Origin of the sequence: Nocardia sp. NPDC050697, from assembly GCF_040654395.1 — a bacterium.
Taxonomy (GTDB): Bacteria; Actinomycetota; Actinomycetes; order Mycobacteriales; family Mycobacteriaceae; genus Nocardia.
This window is the reverse complement of record NZ_JBFAHY010000004.1, coordinates 305,053-323,210: the sequence shown is the minus strand read 5'-3', so window position 1 is coordinate 323,210 and position 18,158 is coordinate 305,053. Positions and strand designations below refer to the sequence as shown.

Genomic DNA, 18,158 nt, shown 5'->3' with positions numbered 1-18,158 from the left:
CGACGCACATCAGTGCGCAGCGCCTCCCGACTTTATGACTGGAGGGTTTGGCGAATCTGGTCCGCAAGCGTTCGATTTCCAGCGGCAATAAACTTCTGCCGGGTGCTCATGACGTAATTGATCTCTTCAAGACTGTTGAGGCCACTGTCAAGCGAAATGATGTTTCCGTCGAGGTCGATTACTACTCCGCCAGCTGCATGCAGGATGTAGTGGCCCGGCGACAAATCCCAGACCGCGAATCCTTTCGCGATCTCAATGGTAGCGTCGGTGAATCCGGCCGCAACATGGCACAAACTGACAGATCCGAAGTCGACTCCGATTCGCCCCTTACGTTTCCCGTCCTCTGCTGGCGCACTGAGGGCTTCAATGAAGCTACTCTGTCGAGACAGAGGCAAGAAACGCTCATCAGGGCGCATGAGGTAGTTGGTCACAAGCGCTTCCGAAAGTTGGGCACTCGACGGGCAGTTCAGGGAATAACGATTGCCGTCTGCGGTAACTACGAATGCAGTATCATCACCCGCCTCACCTCGCAGTCCCACGTAAAGCTGGACGTGGTGAAAAATATCGCCAACAATAGCGATAATCGGGCGTCTCAACGATCGGGAATAGACCATTACATGGGTGTAGCCGTGCAACGATCGCACGGCAAGTTCGCTTGTGTCCAAGGGGTCGACCAGCACGCACAGGTCCGGTTCCATTTCAGCGCCAATCACTTGTGGATCGGCTTCCTCGGATGCGTAGATGAACGCGGGAATATATTCGGCAAGGACTTCCCTGTACCGCGCGTGCATCCATAGGTCGTGATCCGAAAGGAAGTTGTCCTCGTGTCGGAGGTTCTGATTTTCTGAATGCTGCCCCGTCAGCGCCGCTTGCACCAGGCGGGGCCGCAACTCGGTCATCATAGCTACCACGGCGCTGGCGATGTGCTCGGCGAGCTGCGCGGTCGTCTGCTCATTCATGAAATTCCGCCTTTGCTCGAATTCAGCGCAGCTCTAATGGGGGTTCGATGCCGGGAGGACTCATTGTGCTGGCAATAAAGATCGCCTCAAACTCCGCGGCCCGCATGATTGCTGCGCCGGTCAAATCATCGAAACTATCTACTTCCAATTTGCGATCTTTGGTCATAGCCCCGAATACGGCAAAGTACAGTTCGGCTTTCGGGTAACGCTCTCGTATCCGTGCGGCAAGGAAGCCGATCACGTCCGCGTGCTTGACCTCGAAGTCGCATATTACGATAGTCGGGGATTCCCTGGCGTCTGGGTAGTACGACGCTGCGTCGAGGTCGATTCCGTCGCGTACTTTGTTGCAGCGGAGATAGCCGATCGAGCAGCGGGAGAGTCTGGAGGACGCCAGGAAAGTGGCCATTACCAAGCCGGCCTCGTTGACTCCGAAGCAGATATCGACGTCGAGCCGCTTACCTAGATTCTTTATTTGCTGCGACAACCTCTCGACACCATAGCCGAACGTCTCCCAAGTCAAATCGAGCAGTCGACCGGGACTGGGATTCGGCAGACTGAACACGTCTATTTCGGGATTTCCATACTCGACGGTCGGGACCGTGATTGTGAATTCTGGGCCGATCTGCTTGATGTGATCCGAGTGCGAGAAGGCCCTGCGGAGAACGTGGCGACCATCCGTGTCCAACGGAAGCTCTCCAGCGATTCCCGCTCTGCTTTGCGAGAATTTCTTGAGTGCCAACTGATCCTCTGCTGGCAGGCGCTCATATGCCTCGGCAACAATCTCGGTGGGACTGATATCTTCGTTCGAGATTCCAAGCGGACCTCTGCCGTAGGCCGTGCACAATATGAGTACACTCGCCATTGGAGGCGGTGAACCCTGACCTCGGCGCCGCGCCCACGTTTCCCATGCATTGATCGAAGTACCCCCCAGGCTGGTCTGGTTTCCGGTCACCTCGTTGTAGCGCGCTGCCGCTTGGTCCTGCGAGAGTCCAGCGGCGTACCGGTACGCTTGCAAACTGGGCACATCCGGATATCTGGCCATCAATTCGCAGGCCGCACCTGTCACCGAACCCAGTTCAGTCCATAGCCTCTTACCCTGGGCGGCCAGTTCGCGCCCCCGCGCCTGAGGACTCATCGGCCGACTCGGGTCTCCGCCTCCCTGCGGCCTCGATGACATTCCCATGACTGACAACCCCTCCCCGGAGCCGGTAACGGTATAGCGCGCGATGTTACCCATTCAAATGGGCAAGCTCCTCCGAATGCTCTAAACCCCAGGTCAGACCGCCCAAGAATCCGACCGGCTTCGTCCCGTCGAGCAGGTGTGTGCCCGGCAGGTCGCCTGCGAGGGTAGTGAAACCCGACCTCGAAAGCAGGAAATAGCGACCATGACCTGCGGACAGTACAAGCCAGCCGCCGACATGAGCATCCGACGCCTGCGCCGCTACAACACCGTCGATCACCCGCCGGCGGCGGTACCGGTGAGCGTTCCCGACAGCGATACCGCCCCGAAGCCGGACGAGGAGGCCGTAAGCGCGCGTGCGTTGCTCGTCCGATGCGAGAAGCGGACTCCCGGCGCCGGGGGCTATTCCAGGTTGCTGGCGCGCCTCGTGTCTGAAGAGTTGATCACCGCGAATGACGCCTCCACCTATGCCGGACAGCCACCCGCCGAAGCGGTGGCCGAGCTGATTGCGCAGGTACGGGCGGTAGATGCCATCGCGGACGCGCGAGCCCGGTCCGGAGAAGAGCCGTGACCACCGATACCGCGCGCAACCGATGCCTGTTCTATCGCAACACCCTGTACCTACCGGCGACGGTCGACCCTGCCACCGGTGGGATCAACGTCCGTGTCGGACTGGTGTGGGCAGTCGAAATACCCTCACACATAGGGCAATTGGTGAAGATCGACCTTGATTGGCGGCGCCAGGGCGGTGGACCGATCGTGTGCAACCCGCGCAGGGCGGTGTGGACTTTCCTGATCCGCTCGGAGGTTCCCGCCGCTGTCGCGGCACGGGAGGCCCCGCTGTGGAACGGCCACCGGGTGGCGATCCTCGCTCGCGGCACGCAAGTTCCGCTGCCTTCCCCGCAGGGGCGCGGCATGTTCTACCGGGGTTGGATCACCGCCCCACCCGGTCCGTACCGGCCCTCTGGGCTGGTCGTTCTCGGCTCGGTCAGAGCCGCGCTATCGGCGATGAATGAGAACGCGACGACCACCCGTATTCCCCGTATCCCCGCTCATGCGTGAAGGGCCCGCGAGTATGTCCGAATCGAAGCCGCTCCCGGCTGCCGAACCGACAGCGTTGCCGTCCTCGACCGATCTGCTGGCCGCGCTCGCGGGCAATGTCCCGCGCCACCACCAGCACGCTCGCTTGCTCTACGCGGTATTCCTGCTGGCCAATCTGGACGCGTGGCTCAATACCGACGGGGTGGTCAGCAGAGATGGCGTTGACGGCTCGGTGATCATCGGTGAACTCGGCATCCGCAGCTTCGAGGATTCGGCGCGAGAAAAGCTGTCGCGGGTGATCGCCGAGGAGACCAGGGACTACCCCGACGCGGCTGATCATGTCGTGCTCATGGTCCGTTCCTATCAGAACTCCGGGGTGCCCGGCGCCGCGCGACTCTACGACAAGACGACGAACAATGCCCTGTTCTGAACCGCCGAAACCACCCGAAGCCGCTTCGGAGACGAGGTAAATCCCTTGTGCGACAGAGCGATCGGACTCATCCATCTCGATTTGCCCGGTAATGAGCCCGCTCATTGCACCGTCATCGCTGAACTCGCCCGCGCTGAAACTCTCCAGCTCGCCGAGGTCGTGACCATCGATCACGGCACGTATATGCCCATCACCTACATCATCACCGCCGCCGCCCGTGCAGGGGCCGAGGTCGTCATCGCCCCGGACCTGGCGCATTTCGGCACCGGATACACCGCGATGACTCTCGCGTGCGGACTGCTGGTCCCTACCGGGCTCATACCTCGTCGACCGCAGCGGCCGTAACCGCACCCCGGCCGTGCCACAGCCCGGCAAATAAACAACGGAGGAGCCGATGAGCGACCCGACAGAGAACCGACTGAGCCAAGCCCAGCAGAAGGCCAGGGCACACGGCATGAGGGTGCAGCAGCGCAAGTCCCCTCCATACGGCTGGGAACTGGTCGCTACGGGCGGGCGTGTCATCGAGTCGGGAACCCTCACCGACATCGAACTCGCGCTGCACCGCCAGGAGCAGACCCGAGAGCCCAGCGTGCCGTCGCCGATAGCTACCGGGACCAGTGATGAGTACTGACCTTGACGCCCTCGACGTGCTGATAATCGGATGCGGTCCTGCGGGGATCGTGGCAGCTGACCGATTGGCGCGCGCGGGTGCGCGGGTCCTCGCGGTCGATGTCGGCCGTCCGCATACGGTGCGGATGTGCCCGGTGGACCGGATGCGTGCATGCCACGGCTGTAGGGGCATCTGCAACGTGATCTCCGGCTTCGGTGGCTGCATCCACTACGGCGACGGCGTGAAGCTCAGCCGGTTTCCGAGCGGGCGCAGGCTCGCCGAGCGGCTGGGCCCGGCGCGAGCGACCCAGCTGGAACACGAGGCATTGGGTGCGTTGTGTGACTCACCGATGCCGCAATTTCGCGGCGCTCGAGGCAGCCGGTCACCGTTCCCGGTGAAGGACTACCCGGTCGCGTCCCTGACCAGCGCGGAGGTGATGGCCTTCGTGGACCGGATGCACACGCGGCTCACCGGGTGGCCCACGCTGGAGATGCGGTTGGGCACCGAAGTGCTGTCGCTGGTCCAGGAGGACTCCGGCGGGTGGTCGGGACGGCTGCGCGACCGTCGTCACGGCGAGACGACTGTCCGCGCCGCGGCGGTGGTCGCAGCGGTCGGCAGACGCGGGCGTAGCTGGTGGCATCGCCAGATCCGCAGCCTGGGGTTGGAGTTCACGCGCCCGGCGCCTTCGGTCGGAGTGCGATTCGAGGCACCAGCGCACCTTCTCGCCGGTGGCTCTGCCATCCACGACGACTTCAAAACGACCCTGGTCAAGGCCGGGGTGAAGGTCAAGACGTTCTGCTTCTGCGCCGGGGCCGGCGGGGGACGGATCAAGTTCACCGACTACGCCCGCGATGGATACACCCTCCTCGACGGGCACGTGATCGCCGAACCCGCCGCCGGTGGCGCGACGGCGAATTTCGCGCTGCTCGCCCAGCTACGCGACGGCGACGGCCAGCCCTGGGACAACGAACGGATCGACTCTGAGCTGATCGGCCCCTACCGCCGATTGCGGACCGATCGTCCAGGCAAGCCCGTTCTGCAATGGCTCCCCGACTTCCGTGCGAAACGGCTGAACTGCGCCAGCGTGGAGGAGTTCACCGCCCGATCCGGCGTCACACCGTCGGTGCGTGACTACCAGGCGGCCAACCTCGCGGCGATCCTGCCGCCGCAGATCCACGCAGCCCTGCTCGAGTCGTTCGATGAGTTGATCGGGTTCTTCGCCGGTCACCGGGACGGGATCGACCCTCAAGTCGGCGTGATGGGGCTCGAGCTGGAAAACACCTGGGACGAACTGATCGTCTCCCCGAGCCTCGAGACCTCGGCGGCGGGACTGTACGCCGTCGGCGATTGTGGCGGCTTGGCCCAAGGCATCGTGCAAGCCGCGGTCGGCGGCCTCGCCGCGGCCGAAGCGATTCTCGGCACCTCTGCAACCCCCTGGATGGAAGGACTGGCCGGATGAACCAACCACCACCGATAGCCGGGCGCACGGTCGAGCTCGCTCGACAGCTCTTCGGCGGGAATCTGCTCGCCGCCTACGTCGGCGGCTCGTATGCCCGCGGAGCCAACAAGCCCACCAGCGATGTCGATACCGTGGTGATCCTGCGGCAATCGCACAGAGCACGCGAGGCCGACTTCGCCGAGCAGTTCCGGGAGCTGCACCGCACAGCGGGGTTGAAGTACGAGCATTGCGGCGAGGTCTTCGACTTGCCCACCCTCGAGGGCCTACTGAGCTACACCGAGCGCTGCCTCGAGGCGGTGCCCGCCATCCAGCAGTCGGCCTGCTACCTCGCGGATTGCCCGCTCAGCATCTTCCGCAAGGGCGATGTCGTGTTCAAGATGCTCGAGGAACCGAAGATCTGCGTCTTCGACCCGGCCTCGATCCTGGACGGACTGACCAAGCGGGCACGACGGTATTTCGCTAGGTGGCCGATGCCGCGCGTTCAGACCTACAAGGGACAACTGCGACTGCCCGACGAGAGCCGACACGCGCTGCTGGCGCACTCATTCGCCACGCTGGCGAACACCTCGCAGTGGGCGGATACCCCGGTGGGAATCGGGCTCGAGCGCTGGTTCGGGCCGGATCTGACCTGGAGGTCCAAGGCCCTTGTCGATCGCCCGCCAATGACTGAGCCGACCGATGACCCGGCGGCGTGCCCCTTGCCGGACGCGGCCAGCGACTTGGCGGCGGTACTGGCCTCCCAGTGCCTCGCCACCCCGGCAACCGACGCGTTGAGGAGGCTGCGGTGACAACCACTGTCCCGCTGGGATTGCCGGGCGTACGACAGCCGATCTATGCCCAGCCGCGCGAGCGGTTCGTGTTCCTGTACCCGACCACGGCGTGCCAATTGCGTTGCCGCCATTGCTATGTCGGCAACGATCGCCTCAACGACGCCAACACCATGAGCGTGGCGCGCGCCATCGAGATCATGGACTACTTCAAAATCACCGGCGGGCACGACAAGCTGTATCTGCTCGGCGGCGAACCGACGATGCACCCGGAGTTGGGCGACATCGTGCTGGCAGCGCGGGAGCGCGGCTACCAGGTGACCATCTCAAGCAACGGCGACTTCGATGACGCCGTGTTCGATGCGGTACCGCCCGAGACACTGAACTCCTTCAACTTCAGCCTCGAATCGGCGAATCCGCTGACACATCGCAAGATTCGCGGCAACCCGCACAACTGGGGCAAGGTCGTGAGCCACATCGAGGCCGCGGTGAGCCGGGGCTATCAGGTGCGAGTGATGTGCACGATCTCGCGGACCAACCGTGAGGGTGCGTTGGACCTGATCCCGTTCCTCGCCGAGCGCGGGGTTCACACGCTCAGCTACCACAATCTCGGCAAGACCGGCAACGGCGGGCGGATGCTGGAACCGTTGGCGCCGGCGGAATGGATGGACTTCTGCGCCGAGCTGGAGGCGTACCCGCCGGAGCGCCGCTTGGCGGTGTACTACCCGCCGACGTTCGTTCCCGCCGACCAGCAAGCCCAGTGGTTCGAGCGCGGCTATCCGGGGTGCCCGGCCCGGACTCTGGACCGCCCGCACGTCTACCCGGACGGGACCGTCTACGCCTGCCCCGTCTTCATGGACGGCGGACGCCACTTCGCCCAGTTCGACGACACCGGCAACCTCGTGCTCAACACCGCTCCGGGCAACGAACTCAACGCCTACCTGCACGCCGACCCCGTCTGCACCGGCTGCGAACACATCGGCACCTGCGGGGGCGGATGCCCCGCGTACTCGCAGATCCCGGCCTACGACGGCTGGTATGCCTGCGACCGCGAAACCACCCCGCTGTGCATCCTGTGGACGGTCTCCGCGTGGGGACCGCGCCCGGCCGACTCCCTGCACGCCCTGCGCTGATCGGACACCCACCGTGACCAAAATCCTCACACACTCCACACCCTTCGCAGCCGCTGCCACAGCGACCCGCGAGCCGTTCGTCTTCCTCTACATCACCGAGAAATGCCCGCTCCGCTGCCTACACTGCTACATGGGCGAACGCCTCGACCGCGAGCGCCGCATGACACCCGCCTACGTCGATCAGCTCTTGGCCGCCCTGCGCATCACCTCCGGGCAGTACAAGGTCTACCTGCTGGGCGGGGAGCCGACGACGCACCCGCAGTTTGGCGAAATCCTGGACGTGTGCAAACGCCAGGGATACAAGGCCGTCCTGACCACCAACGGGCTGATCCCGGCCCGGACCTGGCCCAGCTTGGACGAACGGATCGACTCGTTCTCCTTCAGCATGGACGGCGCCCGACCCCACACCCACGAGGCGATGCGCGGCCCGAACACCTGGCGGCCGCTGCTGGCCAGCATGAAACGCGCCGTCGATGCCGGATTCCAGACGCGCGCCATCTTCACCATCACCCGCGACAACGCCGCCGACGTCTTCGCCGCGATCGACCTCGCCGAACAACTCGGGCTGGAGATGCTGTCGTTCCACTACTTCACCCCGACCGGCCTCGGCCAGGACCGGCCCGAACTCCAACTCGACCCCGCGGAGTGGATGCGGCTCTGTGAACAGATCCGCGACGCGGCCGCAGGCCGGCGAGTGCGAATCTTCTACCCGCCCGCGTTCGTGGAAGCGAGCAAGCTGGCCGACCTGCGGGCGGCCGGGTACGGCGGGTGCACGGCCCGGAACCTGGAACGCCTCGCGATCTTCCCGGACGGCCGGGTTTACATCTGCTCGGCGTTCTTCGACACCGACCTGCACTACGGTGTGGTCCGGGATGGTCAGATCGTGCCCCGCACCGACGCGCCGGGCGGGGTGACCGAACTGACGCTGGTCAACCAGGTGAGCGCGAATTGCCGCGGCTGCCCGCACGGGTCGCTGTGCGGCGGCGGATGCGCCGCCTACGACCACCTCGACCGGACGCTACGCAGCTCCGAATGCGACCAGCAGACCGCACCGGTCTGCCCGCTGTGGTCCATGCCGGTTGAACCGCAGGCCACCGAACATCGGCTCATCGACCTGCGGTAACCCTGGCCTGCGTCAGGCGAGCTTCGCGCGAGCCGCCTCGATCCGGGCCAACGTCCGCTCCCTGCCCACCGCTTCCAACGACTCGAACAGCGGAAGCCCGACCGTGCGGCCGGTGACCGCGACCCGCACCGGAGCCTGAGCCTTCCCGAGCTTCAACCCCACCTCAGCAGCAGCGGCCTCGATCGCGGCCCGGATCGCCTCGGCGTCCCAGGCCGCGCCGGTCAGCGCCTTCGCAGCGGCTGCCAGCATGTCGTCCGCACCCGGCTTCATACCCTTCGACCACGCCGCTTCGTCGGTGACCGGCTCGTCCAAGAACAGGAAATCGACGTAGGCGGTGATCTCGCCGAGCACCGCGATCCGGGACTGAGCCAGCGGCGCCACCCTCGCGAACACCTCCGGGTCGAAGGCATCCTCGGTCCACGGCGCGTGCGGAGCACGCAACCACGGCTCACATGCGGCGATGAATGCCGGAACATCGAGGGCGCGAAGATATTCGCCGTTGAACGCCTTCAACTTGGCCACGTCGAAAAACGCGCTGGCCTTGGTCACATCCGCGATGTCGAACTGAGCCTCGAGCTCCGCGTACGGGCGAATCTCCGGGCCGCTGTCCCGCGGCCCCCAGCCCAGCAGCATCAGGTAGTTGACCAGGGCATCGGGAAGGAAGCCCTCGGCGATGTAGTCCTCGAGGGCCACCTTGTCGCGGCGCTTGGACAGCTTCTGTCGCTTCTCGTTCACGATCACCGGCAAGTGCGCCCACACCGGCGGTGTGTGCCCGAGCGCTTCCCACAGCAACTGCTGCTTCGGAGTGTTCGACAGGTGCTCCTCACCACGAATCACCTCAGTTATCCGCTCGTCCACATCGTCGGCGACATTCGCGAGCAGAAACAACGGCGTGCCGTCACCGCGCGCGATGACAAAATCCTCGATCGCGCGGTTCGGGAACGCCGTCTCACCGCGGATCCGGTCCGACACCACGGTGTCCCCGTCATCCTGGGTCTGGAACCGCAGCGCGCGGCCCTCGGCATACTCCAGCCCACGAGCCCGGCAATGCCCGTCATAACCGGCGTCCGGCTTGCCCGTGCGCGCGGTGACCTGCTCACGGGTGCAGTCGCAGTAGTAGGCGCGACCGGCCGCGAACAGCTGAGCGGCGGCGGCGCGATGCGCGTCGGCGTTCGCCGACTGGAAGTAGGGGCCCTCGAACGCCGGATCGACCTCCGAAATCCCGATCGCCGCCATTGCGCTGATGATTCCGGTGACCCACTCCGGCTTGTTCCGAGCCTGATCGGTGTCCTCGATTCGTAGCACGAAGCGGCCGCCTGAGCGGCGAGCAACGGCCCAGTTGAACAGCGCGCTGCGCGCGCCACCAACATGAAACATCCCCGTGGGAGAGGGAGCGAATCGAACTCTCGTGGTCACCGTACGAATCTACCCGCTGCCACCAGCACACGAGCGCGGTGGGTTTGCATCCTAGGCAAAGTCGGATCCCTTCGCGCTACGAACCTCCGGTACCAGAAACGACGGCCGGTGGGGGCGTGCTGTCCCGGTCAAGGCTGTTTCCATCATCAGCTGGGTGGTCCTGCTTGCTGATCCGTGCAGAATCATCAGCAATCACGTGGCTCAGCTCGATCTCCATCAGACGATCGCCAGCAGCGTGTACGCCTTGCCGACGCTTGGACAGGCCGGATACTGCCTTCCAGGTATCGCCAGCCCAACGACGCGGTCAGCGTCTGTACTCGCTAATGCCGACGATGTGTCCACGGTCGCAGCGCCGGCCTAGGGCATGCTCACACGAAGCGCTCGTAGTAACGGTATCTGACAAGATTGCGGTGCGCCTACGAGTCCGGTAGACATCTCTGATCGCGTGTGATGACGAAGCGGCAGGAGGGTCATGGACCAGTACGACCTGGTAGACGCCTTTGGAGAGGCAGTTTCGGTCGGAAACGGCGCACTCTTCATCGGGGCCGGCCTCTCGGTGGCAGCTGGACTACCGACCTGGTCGCAGCTACTCAAACCTCTGCAGGATAGAGCAGAAGTACCCAATCATCATGACTACCCGCTCGTAGCGGAATACCTCGCCAACGACAAGAAGAACGTTGGAACGGAAGCGCTCCGTGAACACATCCTCGAGGTGATCGCACAGAAGATCGAACCTACAGATGGACATAAGCTACTGGCCCACATTCCCGTAAAAGAAATCTGGACCACCAATTATGATGAGTTAATAGAGAACGCTTGCGACGAGAACACTTTTGTCGCAAAGACCGACGACGATATCCGAAAAATTGGCACCCTGAATCGGACTATAGTCAAAATGCACGGAAGCGTGTCGGCCGAACCTGGACCCGAATGGGCCGAACTTCCGGTAATCACGCGCAGCGATTATGAACAGTATGAGTTTCGTCGGCCCCGCACCTGGGCGCTATTGAGAGCTGCCTATCTGAGCAAGACTTTTCTATTCTTAGGATTCAGTTTCACCGACCCCAACATAGACATCCTACTCCGCCTCGCCCGGCAGCACGCGACATCGGTCACCGATCGTCATCTCACGGTACTCAAGCGCCCGACTGGGGCCGACGAACTAATCCTGCACTGCTTACGTGTAAAGGACTTGGAAAGCAGCGGAGTCAAAGTTTGCGAGATTGACGACTTTGATGAGCTACAGGATATAGTTCAGGCTCTAGTCCGAAGGACGAGGCCGATGCGTCTCTTCGTAGCTGGGAGCGCAGGAGTTGACTCCTCTGGAACACCTCGCTCCGAGGATGAGATACTCCCTTGGTGTGAGCACGTAGCATCTCAACTTGCAGAAAGAGGCGAGTGGGAAATTACGTCGCTTGGCGGACCTTCAGGCTGGAATGTAACATGCCAACTTGCTCGAATCTATATTTCTGAGCAAAGATATTCGCCTGAAAAACTGACATTCTATTTCAGGCGGAAGCAAGAACCACCCCCTCATATGAACGAACGAGTCGGAACCTCGGTCTACACGGATCTCGACAGAGAACAGTTGGTCGGCATACTCCTCGACGACTGCAGAGCCTTACTGGCTATCGGCGGTGGAGATAGGACGAAAGAAGAGATCAACTGGGCACGTGGCCGCGGTGTCGGTGTAGTGCCTCTAGCAGGGTCTGGTGGGGCAGCGCGCGAGTATTGGGAGGCTCATGCTGATCGTCCCCCTGAACTCGGCGGGCGCGTGGCGTCGGAGGTGGACTGGAGAAACCTGGGAGATCCGCAACCGATGATCGCTGCACGTGCAGCTGCTCGACTGCTTGAGCAGGCGATGTACCGTAAGGGCTGAGCGCGAAGCAGGTGCTGCTGCATCCTGTCGGTGTACTGCCATACAGTGCTTTTCGTGAACACCCTCGATCTGCGAGCCGTCAGCACGGCCATGGCGGCGCTAGAACTGCTGCCCGCCGAACCCAGCGACCTCACCAACATCCTGCGGGATACGAAGTTCCGAGGCATGCTTCTAGGCGAAGTCGCCGCAACAGCCCAGGGTGACGTTGATCCCGCATCGCTGGGCGCCAGTCCGCTAGTGGCGTATTTGCTCAACCACATGAAGCCGACCAGAGTTCAAGAGTGGCTGATAGAGCTTCAAGAGCTTCATGGACGAAGCGCTGTTCGAGCGGTATTAGCAGGATCCAGCGGATACCCCGACAAACTCGCGAAATGCTGGGACGCTCCGCCGATTCTCTACACCATGGGGACGGCGCCCGGCGGCCCGCATGTTGCGATTGTAGGAAGCCGATCCGCTGCGTCAAACATCCTTTCAGACGCACGGGAGCTTGCGTCGGAGCTCGCATCGTTGGGGGTGACGGTTGTATCCGGCCTCGCGGCCGGAATCGATAGCGCCGCCCATCAGGGTTGCCTAGACGCCGGGGGTAAGACCGTAGCCGTCATGGGCACAGGTATCCGAACGATATATCCTGAGACAAACGTTGCGCTATCCCAACAGATTGCACAGAACGGCATGCTCGTCTCTCAGTTTGCTCCTCGCGCTCCTCGCACAAGTACTACGTTCTTGAGACGGAATTGCGTGATCGCCGGGATGTGCGACGTGAGCATCATCATGGACGGACGCGCTCGGAGCGGAAGTAAGCACGAGTTCGAGCAGGCTATTAGCTACGGCCGAGTGGCTCTTATGTGGGCCCCCGCGCTTGAACAAGAGGCTTGGGCACAGGATTTCCGAAGTCGCGGGCTAGCGCGATTCGTGTCGTCTCTCGAAGAGATTTGGACGGCAGTAAAGGATTTCCAATGAGATTAACAGTCCCCATTGATCCGCTCGTAGAGACATCAAACAGCATAATTCCTGAATTAGTGCCTCCGCCAGACGATCGCGATGATGTATGCACCCTCTGCCGGACGTGGAAGTTCGACGACGGCAGTCTTGAGTGCAACAATTGCCAAGATATCCGGAGAAAACTTGGGTGTCCAGCAAATCCATTAAGTCTCATCTCCCTTTACAGCAAACCTTCTCAGCTGCGCGATTGGTTGACTCAATATAAAGGCAGAATCGATGACAGCGAGCCTTATATTGCCAGCTATGTACCGATAGTGCGATCAATGGTGGGGCGCTTCATTATCGATTACGGCAGTAGGATCGGATCTCGCGACGGCGTGGATGGCATAGTAGTAGTACCTTCGACAGACAGACCAGGCATTCACCCGCTGGAGCTCATAATCGACTCACTCAAGGTGGACGTGCCAACGATGCACATTCTCAGCCGAGGCCCTGGCGAGCTCCGACATAGACAACCCTCGAAAAGTGGATTCGTAGTGGACGGCGATCCTGATTGCGGGAAACAGCTGGTATTATTTGACGATGTTTATACCACCGGAGCTCGCCTCAATAGCGCGGCATACGCTTTAACACAGTCGGGCTATACAGTGGCAGCGACAGTTGTCCTAGCGCGACGCATCAACCCCGATTACAATCGGGTGGCGGAAAAGCTCTGGGGTAGACAGAAGGCAGTTCCTTTCGACTGGGCCACCGGACCCATTATCGGAAAGGTCTAATAGCGATGCATAAGCCCCGCGTGCCATCATGGCGACCGTGCGACCCCGTCGGCTTGGCGGAGTCGTTGCCAAATCTTCTCGATTCGGCGAAAGTTACTTCTGTGCGAGTAGAATCAACCGTACGCCCACCCTCTTTACGGGGAGGAGAAATCTCGGAGGAGGCTCAGGGTTTAACTCGGGCTGCGCGCAGTTCGTACAGAGAATTAGGCTTCGGTTTCTGGGATTTTCTTTTGTGGGACGCGACGAAAGCCTCAGCGCCTACGCGGATGGCCCTATTTACTCGCGCAATCCGCCATGGAGGGACTCCCGATAAGCTCGACGCACTCGAGCTGACTGAATTTTCCAAGCGACTTCGAGCCGGAAGTTACGACCAGCTTGAATCCCGTCATATGGCTTCACTTGGTTCGGAGGTTCGAGTTGAATGTCGGCCGGACGACCTTCATCTCCCGATGCTAGATTTCGCGCTGCCAGCCTCGAAACAGAATGACAGGGTAGCGGTGGAGATTCTTACGGAGCTAGGACTGAATGGCCACCTATACCATTCGGGGCGAAGTTATCACTACTTCGGCGTGGAGGCAATTACATGGCCTGAGTTGGTTCAGAAGATGGCCTCTGCGCAACTCTTGGGGCCACTTGTGGATCACCGATGGATCTCTCATCAGATTATGAATGGACGGTGCTCTCTCAGAATTTCCAACGACGTCGATCGTCACTCAAGTCCGCACATTCTTGTAGCGACTTCGATAATCGATCCTCCCTCGAACGCCCGTATCTCAATCATTGGATAGTCGCCAACAGGTTATCGGTGAGCCAGCCAAGGACGGGTTCTGATGGATTGCCCGACGCAGTAACGAAGATGTCGTTGCATCCATTCACGTAGTGCATCTGATCGCGCGCCTCACCCAACGTGGCGGTTATTGGTATGAAGGCCACAGCTTCCGCGAGACGTCTATTCTCGGGATCAGACAATAGGTCGTCAAGCCGTGCACTCGCGTGGTCCGACTCGGAGACAGTTCTGGCGTATGAGTCGAGTAGCGATTGATGGATAATGTATTTTGCGCTCCCCTTATCATCTAAGATCGGCACTCGCTTTTTGCCAGTCACCTTGACTATCGTCGCAATTGATTCCAGAGATGTAGCTCCAAGATCCTCACCGCTCCGACCGGCATGGACTACCATCTGCGCGCGAGCAATCATCACCTCGACAACCGCGTCATCATGCCGATGTTGACTTGATATACTGAGCGTCGATCGCGTGGCGGCTTCGAAGTTCTCGCGAGCGAAGTAAAATGCCAGAACTGTACCTACCCAAGTTCCAAATAGGGGAAGTACCGATGAAAATACCAACTGCGAAGCCCTAGCCCGATCTTCAGGCAGGGCCATCATAACCACCATAACGGAGATAGCCGTTATTGCGGTCAAACTCAGACCCACAATCCAGATGGCTAATCGAGCGCGAAATCCGCTATTCTTACTGCTGCGTCGCACTAAGGGTGATCCTTTCGATTCGAACTAATTCAGTCTGCCACTCAGGCGCACTATAGATCACCATGCGCAAGATAGGCAGAGGAGCCATCGGCTCATAGTGACTGCGTGCCACAGTTGCCACAACTGCCACTTCGGTCCGCAAGGACATCGCACATGCCGAGATTGGCATACGTCAGGTGCCAGTGTGCATTTCACGGATCGCCTTGCGAACCGGCAGAGCATATAAACTCACCACTTGCACTTGAGTGCCGACTACGCACTCTTAATGCCTGCCACAGTCCCGGTGAGCAGTGGCATTACTCGTTGAAATACAGTGTAGATCACGCTTTCACTGCACCCTTCTCGGGTTTTTTAAGTGACGTTGGTGCCAATTGTTTGTCCTGGTTCATGTCAGGATCCACCGCTAGTAGCGTCATAGAGAGGTGGGCACGTACCATGTCGCGGAGGTCGTCTTGTTGAATACCACCGACCAACTCCCGCGCTGCGGCGAGGCGTCGGTCTCTTGGCTTTCCTCACGTAGCAGCAAGCCCTGCTGAGCCATATCCCTTCGGGCTCGGTTAGATTGGATGAAGAAGATCGACGATAAGATGTTGATCACGATGCCTGCGCCAACAGCAACGACACTCGCGTAGTCCTGTCCTGCTGGAGTGGGCGCGTTTGAAATAGCGAGGAAAACTCCCCACAAAAGCAAGCAGCCCCCGGCAACGGCGGCGATGAGGCTGACATTGAAGCTCCGCTTCGCCTGCCGCAGACCCTGGAAATACATGTCGCGCAGAATCTGCTCCTGTTTCTGCAACGACTCCGATGTCCGGATCATCGATACGTCCGACCCAACCGAGTCCACTCGAATCTGGGCATTGTCGCTCGCGTTGATGATGAAGGGCGGTGTCGGCGCTTCGATCGGTTGGAGAGTGTCTCCAACCGACGCCAATGCCCGACGTAAGCGGCGTGACGCACCCGGTGGAATCATCGCCATCGAAATCAAGAGTGGCCCCAGGACAAGCACGATGATTTCGTATCTGCTGCTTATCTCCCGACCAAATGCCGGAATTAGTATCGCACAGATTGTGGTCAAGACGCCTAGGCCGAGGATTACGGCACGGAAATAGGTTTCCGTAGCCGTCGAGACGGATCGATCCTTCACGTCGACTTCAGATTCGTCAAGCGAAGTCGATTCGTCTGAACCTGTGTGCTCGGGCGACTCTCTGAACGTTGGTCCGGTCGGGTCGTCTGGGCGCGTCTGGGCGGTCTCGGTTGAAACACCGGGCAACTCATTGCGCGCATCCGCAGTCGAGGTCACCAGGCCAGGCTAGAACATCCCCAAACCCCCCGCGTCAGATTGGCACTGGCTGATGGAAGCACTCAAATTCGGGACCAACCCGACACACCGTGTGTGCATCGGTATCACTCTCTGCTCAAACCTACTTCGTGTCGGCGACGTGGCTAGAGACCGATTTCAGGACATCCGTCCATGCTTGATTCGGTGTCCCGCCCGTAGACTAACGGCTACTGTTCTGCAACTGAGTAGCCGATGAGCCACGACCCCCTTTGCGCCTCGGCCTCATCATGGGCTGCAACCGGACGGGGTCGATGCTGCGTCTCGCTCAATGTGGACGGGCCCATGGAAGGTGTGTGACTGACATCTGACCCCTGGCACGGTTAATACTCCGATTGGCCGTCGTTGAAGTTGCGGGTGAGGGCGGAGAGGACAGCGCGGTCTTGCCGGTCCGTTCCCACGCTGTCTACGTCGTAGGTCGCCAGCGCGGCGGTGGCGGCGGCATGATCGATGATTCGGTCGCCGCGTACTCGGGCGTAGTCACGGACGCGGCGCAGCAGTCTGTTGGCGATCCGGGGTGTCCCGCGGGAGCGGAGGGCGATCTCGAAACTTGCCGAGTCGTCGATCGGGGATGCCGAGGATGCCCGCGGAGCGGCGCACGATCCGGTCAGCTCGGAGGGCTCGTAGAAGTCCATGCGCGCGACGGAGCCGAATCGGTCCCGGAGGGGCCCGGTGAGCGCGCCGGAGCGGGTGGTGGCGCCGACCAGGGTGAACGGCGCGATCTCCAGGGGGTGGACATCGCGCCAAGACGGAGTTCGACCGCGAGGTTGCCGCCTAATCGCGCCTGACCAGCACCATCGCACTCGGTGCTACCGCGGCACCCTGCTCAGCGGACTCGGCGGCATCGCCGGAGCCACGGTCGCCTCAGCGACCATCATCGGATTGTTCGGCCCGTTCCTGCCCACCGTCGCCGTCGGCGCCCTCTGCACCGTCGCCGGGCAACTACTGGTGACCACACCGGTCACGGTGGCGGCCGCCGCGCAGTACTCCATCACCGCTCCCGCACCCGCCAAGTAGCCGGGAAGTGGGGCACCGCACTGCCGGCCCCACTTCCCGACCCGGCCGATCCGCCCACTGGTTGACTCGGCTCGAATACCGGTAGCCAGCCCCTAGAGATTGGGCAGACTGCCGACGTCAATCGGGGACGCCGTTGTACGTTCGGCTGCCCGGCGGCGGCGATACGCTCGCTGGCGGCATGCGTTGCTGCAATACTCGCGGGTGCGGCCAGGCTCCCGTCCTGCGCGCGAGTAATAACTGGGCACCAGGCACGGACACTCCAGGCAGGTGCCGTACAGATGTGGCTCCTGCCAGCCGTGTGCAGCGCATCGCACCAGGCGATGTCGCTCTCCCGCGCGCTGGGAGATCTTGACCATGGTGCGCGCGAAATCCTCAAGGTCGGGCTGTTCATCGCCGTTGAGCCAGAGTTCGTCAACTACCGCTGTGACCAGCCGCATGCAGGCAGCTCGGCGGTTGCGGTCGAGGGCCAGCCGTTCCAGCTCCATGCAGTCGTCTTCGAGTCGCTCGGCCCCCCATTCGCGCGATCCATAGCGTTGTGCGGCGCGACTGTAAGCCTCCTCGATGGTGACATTGGCCGTGGCATCCTTCTCCACTGCCCGTCG

Annotated in this window: 17 protein-coding genes and 2 pseudogenes; 12 read left to right on the top strand and 7 right to left on the bottom strand. The window is 61.6% G+C overall.

What is annotated here, in order from left to right; all coding sequences use genetic code 11:
• Window positions 1-32: 32 nt before the first annotated feature.
• Together AB0H71_RS17075 and AB0H71_RS17070 are read right to left on the bottom strand one after the other, a co-directional pair.
• Window positions 33-959 carry an inositol monophosphatase family protein gene (locus tag AB0H71_RS17075; protein WP_357021208.1) on the bottom strand — a complete coding sequence of 309 codons (927 nt, stop codon included), beginning with the start codon at window positions 957-959 and terminating at the stop codon, window positions 33-35.
• Window positions 960-981: 22 nt separating this feature from the next.
• Complete coding sequence (locus AB0H71_RS17070) at window positions 982-2,094, bottom strand: hypothetical protein (protein ID WP_357021205.1); 1,113 nt, start codon at window positions 2,092-2,094, stop codon at window positions 982-984.
• A 250-nt stretch (window positions 2,095-2,344) separates the two neighbouring features.
• Here AB0H71_RS17070 and AB0H71_RS17065 point away from each other — a divergent pair, with 250 nt between their 5' ends.
• The 9 genes from AB0H71_RS17065 to AB0H71_RS17025 are packed head-to-tail and all read left to right on the top strand — an operon-like array spanning window position 2,345 to window position 8,702.
• Window positions 2,345-2,710 carry a hypothetical protein gene (locus AB0H71_RS17065; protein ID WP_357021203.1) on the top strand — a complete coding sequence of 122 codons (366 nt, stop codon included), beginning with the start codon at window positions 2,345-2,347 and terminating at the stop codon, window positions 2,708-2,710.
• Entirely contained in the window at window positions 2,707-3,201 is a 495-nt protein-coding gene (locus AB0H71_RS17060; RefSeq protein WP_357021200.1) for a DNA-directed RNA polymerase subunit beta, read from the top strand. Before AB0H71_RS17065 ends, AB0H71_RS17060 begins: the two co-directional genes overlap by 4 nt.
• Window positions 3,202-3,214: 13 nt before the next feature.
• Complete coding sequence (locus AB0H71_RS17055; protein ID WP_357021197.1) at window positions 3,215-3,610, top strand: hypothetical protein; 396 nt, start codon at window positions 3,215-3,217, stop codon at window positions 3,608-3,610.
• 45 nt (window positions 3,611-3,655) lie between these two features.
• A complete protein-coding gene (locus tag AB0H71_RS17050) occupies window positions 3,656-3,955 on the top strand; it encodes a hypothetical protein (RefSeq protein ID WP_357021194.1) in 300 nt (99 codons plus the stop codon).
• Between the two features lie 49 nt (window positions 3,956-4,004).
• Entirely contained in the window at window positions 4,005-4,241 is a 237-nt protein-coding gene (locus AB0H71_RS17045) for a hypothetical protein (RefSeq protein ID WP_357021191.1), read from the top strand.
• Window positions 4,231-5,679, top strand: a complete 1,449-nt coding sequence (locus AB0H71_RS17040) for an FAD-dependent oxidoreductase (RefSeq protein WP_357021188.1) — start codon at window positions 4,231-4,233, stop codon at window positions 5,677-5,679. Before AB0H71_RS17045 ends, AB0H71_RS17040 begins: the two co-directional genes overlap by 11 nt.
• Window positions 5,676-6,467 carry a nucleotidyltransferase domain-containing protein gene (locus AB0H71_RS17035; RefSeq protein WP_357021185.1) on the top strand — a complete coding sequence of 264 codons (792 nt, stop codon included), beginning with the start codon at window positions 5,676-5,678 and terminating at the stop codon, window positions 6,465-6,467. Before AB0H71_RS17040 ends, AB0H71_RS17035 begins: the two co-directional genes overlap by 4 nt.
• A complete protein-coding gene (locus AB0H71_RS17030) occupies window positions 6,464-7,579 on the top strand; it encodes a radical SAM protein (RefSeq protein ID WP_357021183.1) in 1,116 nt (371 codons plus the stop codon). The genes AB0H71_RS17035 and AB0H71_RS17030 overlap by 4 nt, the downstream gene beginning before the upstream one ends.
• Window positions 7,580-7,592: 13 nt before the next feature.
• Window positions 7,593-8,702, top strand: coding sequence for a radical SAM protein (locus AB0H71_RS17025; protein ID WP_357021180.1), 1,110 nt, complete (start codon window positions 7,593-7,595; stop codon window positions 8,700-8,702).
• 12 nt (window positions 8,703-8,714) lie between these two features.
• On the opposite strand, the gene gltX is transcribed toward AB0H71_RS17025, so the two are convergent.
• On the bottom strand, window positions 8,715-10,118 hold the full coding sequence (gltX, locus tag AB0H71_RS17020) for a glutamate--tRNA ligase (RefSeq protein ID WP_357021177.1): 1,404 nt from the start codon (window positions 10,116-10,118) through the stop codon (window positions 8,715-8,717).
• A gap of 472 nt (window positions 10,119-10,590) precedes the next feature.
• On the opposite strand from gltX, the gene AB0H71_RS17015 reads away from it, so the two are divergent.
• Together AB0H71_RS17015 and AB0H71_RS17010 are read left to right on the top strand one after the other, a co-directional pair.
• A complete protein-coding gene (locus tag AB0H71_RS17015; protein WP_357021174.1) occupies window positions 10,591-11,997 on the top strand; it encodes an SIR2 family protein in 1,407 nt (468 codons plus the stop codon).
• Window positions 11,998-12,051: 54 nt separating this feature from the next.
• Window positions 12,052-12,957 carry a DNA-processing protein DprA gene (locus tag AB0H71_RS17010; RefSeq protein WP_357021171.1) on the top strand — a complete coding sequence of 302 codons (906 nt, stop codon included), beginning with the start codon at window positions 12,052-12,054 and terminating at the stop codon, window positions 12,955-12,957.
• A gap of 1,535 nt (window positions 12,958-14,492) precedes the next feature.
• On the opposite strand, the gene AB0H71_RS17005 is transcribed toward AB0H71_RS17010, so the two are convergent.
• The 3 genes and pseudogenes from AB0H71_RS17005 to AB0H71_RS16995 form a co-directional block, all read right to left on the bottom strand.
• A complete protein-coding gene (locus AB0H71_RS17005) occupies window positions 14,493-15,203 on the bottom strand; it encodes a hypothetical protein (RefSeq protein ID WP_357021168.1) in 711 nt (236 codons plus the stop codon).
• Window positions 15,204-15,615: 412 nt separating this feature from the next.
• Window positions 15,616-16,503, bottom strand: a complete 888-nt coding sequence (locus AB0H71_RS17000; protein ID WP_357021165.1) for a hypothetical protein — start codon at window positions 16,501-16,503, stop codon at window positions 15,616-15,618.
• Between the two features lie 383 nt (window positions 16,504-16,886).
• A pseudogene (locus AB0H71_RS16995) lies at window positions 16,887-17,276 on the bottom strand (Holliday junction branch migration DNA helicase RuvB); the annotation flags it as partial.
• A gap of 8 nt (window positions 17,277-17,284) precedes the next feature.
• Between AB0H71_RS16995 and AB0H71_RS16990 the strand changes: the two are divergent.
• Window positions 17,285-17,556: pseudogene (locus AB0H71_RS16990) on the top strand (hypothetical protein); the annotation flags it as partial.
• 92 nt (window positions 17,557-17,648) lie between these two features.
• Here the strand turns inward: AB0H71_RS16990 and AB0H71_RS16985 are convergent.
• Entirely contained in the window at window positions 17,649-18,149 is a 501-nt protein-coding gene (locus AB0H71_RS16985) for a hypothetical protein (protein ID WP_357021162.1), read from the bottom strand.
• Between the last annotated feature and the right edge of the window lie 9 nt (window positions 18,150-18,158).